The following is a 1,795-nucleotide window of genomic DNA, read 5'->3' on the forward strand; positions in this document are numbered from 1 at the left end:
AGATGTGTATAAGAGACAGCTAGATTTACTGTTGTAACTGGTATCACTACACCAGAATCTATATCTATGACATTTTATGAATATTACGGGCATATTATAACTAAACTTATTTATGCATGGATAACTAAAATATTTGATCCTGTTACTGGTTTATCTATGTTAAGTGAATTATCTCAAAGCAAGTATAAATCAACAGTAGATATTGCTTTTTTTGATCCAACAGGTAGTACAGTACAATCAGCATATAGAATGTATGGTGTATTTCCCACACAAATACCTCTATCAGGATTAGGCAGTGATATTACTAGTAATGGTATTGCAGAAGTAACTGTTCAATTTGCTTTAGATAGGATAGTTTATTTACCTTGTTTAGAAGCTGAAATGCAGGGAGTTCTTTCAAGTGAAGCTGAAAAATTAAAAGGCATTATAGGTCAGTGTTAAGTATAATTGTTTAATTGATAGTCCTTAAAAAGGACTATCAATTACTTTTTAAATAAACTTGTAGCTTTATCTTTTAATCCACTTACAGCATTTGTAGCTTTATCTTTCAGTCCGCCAAGTAATCCTCCACCACTATTTGAAGATGTTGATGTGTTAGATGAAGAAGCTCTTTGTTCCTTTGGTATGCTTTGATCTTCTAACCTAGTGTAATTATTTATACCTTTATGTACTACTTTCCCTTCTTTGTTAATAACTTCGTATTCAACTGTTGATTTTGTAATAGATGGAGCTGGATTAGTCTGAGGTGGGTTGTATCTAGTACCTGATTTATCACTACCATCATAAAATGTTGAATATTCGTCAAACTTTTTAACATTAAATAACTGTTTCATATAATCATTAACAAGATTTTGTGCTATAACTTCAATTTCAAGATTTGTAAGTATTAAATCGACATTCCACGTTATGTCATATTGTCTAAATGAATTAAAGTCTCTACTGTAGTCACCTATACCTGAAATATTTTTAGGGTATACACCTAAACATAAAAAAACTTCTTCTAATGTATAGGGAGATACTGAAAATCTGTAATTTTCTTCTATAGGTTTTGTTTCTTTTAAACCATAAGTTGTTTTTTTTACTTTGAAATAACCTACATGATCACCCTTAAAATTTTGAGATCTTGCAAATTTTTTTTCTTTTTCACTTTCGTAAATATCTTCATATCCAACTACTTTTTTAGCATCAGATTCTGTTATTTGTTTAAGAGCGTTTTGTTTAAATGAACAGATTAGTATATTTCCTTTGTATAAAGATGTTGTTAATTTTGATTTGTTCATTTGAAAAGCTTCTTTAATGTAACCCATGTAATTATAAGGACTACTTTTCCAACCTAAAAGACCCATCCACTTTTGTAAAAATATTCCTATGTTTGCATTGCTTAAACCCTTATAGTAAAATGATGGAATAGCAGTTGATACTTCTGTTATTTTTTGATATTTTGGAAGTACTGTTAAAAATGACTCTTCTGATAAAGTTGTTGGTGTTACAGATCCAATACCAGATAATTTGACTTCATTTACATGATACGGAAAATAAGATTGAAATAATTTAGCTGAATCTACATGAACTATACTTTCACCAATTTCTTTTAATGAATTAGGAAAAACTATAAACGCCATAAATATTCTGTTAGTTTGGTATCCAAAATCATATTCTCTTAATATTTCTAGAGGTATACCTACTTCTGTTTTACATCTATTAACACCATCACTTGGAGCGTCTCTTCTAATAGTAGTTGTAGTTTTCTCTTCAACAGGTTTCCATTCACCTTTTGGTGGTAATGGGGGTGCAG

Annotated in this window: 2 protein-coding genes; one reads left to right on the forward strand and one right to left on the reverse strand. The window is 29.9% G+C overall.

Features of this window, described 5'->3' with window-relative positions:
• Window positions 1-66 precede the first annotated feature (66 nt).
• Window positions 67-441 carry a hypothetical protein gene (locus tag N2712_07950; protein ID MCX8029909.1) on the forward strand — a complete coding sequence of 125 codons (375 nt, stop codon included), beginning with the start codon at window positions 67-69 and terminating at the stop codon, window positions 439-441.
• Between the two features lie 41 nt (window positions 442-482).
• Here N2712_07950 and N2712_07955 read toward each other — a convergent pair.
• A partial coding sequence (locus N2712_07955) for a hypothetical protein (protein ID MCX8029910.1) occupies window positions 483-1,795 on the reverse strand: 1,313 nt, incomplete at its 5' end.

Source organism: Brevinematales bacterium, assembly GCA_026415355.1.
In the GTDB taxonomy this organism is placed as follows: Bacteria; Spirochaetota; Brevinematia; order DTOW01; family DTOW01; genus SKYB106.